At 35.4% G+C, this 528-nt stretch carries 1 pseudogene; it reads left to right on the top strand.

Annotation, left to right across the window (positions count from 1 at the left end):
* A pseudogene (locus tag I6E61_RS14050) lies at positions 1-216 on the top strand (glutamine--tRNA ligase); the annotation flags it as partial.
* Between the last annotated feature and the right edge of the window lie 312 nt (positions 217-528).

The following is a 528-nucleotide window of genomic DNA, read 5'->3' as shown; positions in this document are numbered from 1 at the left end:
AACCTAGCAGCAGCTGATGAGTTTGAAACAACGCTAAACCCAGAGTCACTGGTTGTTTTATCAAACGCTAAATTAGAGCCATCGCTTGCTAATTCACAAGCAGAGCAGGGCTTTCAGTTTGAGCGTACGGGTTATTTCTCTCGTGATTCTAAATCAGAGAACGTTGTATTTAACCAAACAGTGGGTCTTCGCGATTCATGGTCTAAAACTCAATAAGTAATATCTAAAAAACCTGAACTCTGGATAATAAATCTATCTCGAGCAGCTATTTTCAGCGCTAACTGCGTTGAATTTACTTGCAATAGGCCAGCTATTGACGCGTAAATTCGCCTTGTTTTCACTGAAAATCTCTGGCTAGAGAAAATAAATTTAAATATCACCATGATTCAATACGTTAGTAAATCTCTTAACCAGAGTTCAGGTTAGATAAAATAAAAACGACACATTAAAAATGTGTCGTTTTTTAATTTAACCTGCAAAAATCTACAGCCTTTAATTAATCAAATATATTTATAACTGCCAATTTAC

Origin of the sequence: Psychrobacter sp. NZS113, assembly GCF_015864825.1 — a bacterium.
Lineage (GTDB): Bacteria > Pseudomonadota > Gammaproteobacteria > Pseudomonadales > Moraxellaceae > Psychrobacter.
Note: the sequence above shows the minus strand (reverse complement) of the source record. Positions and strands in the feature narration are given on the sequence as shown.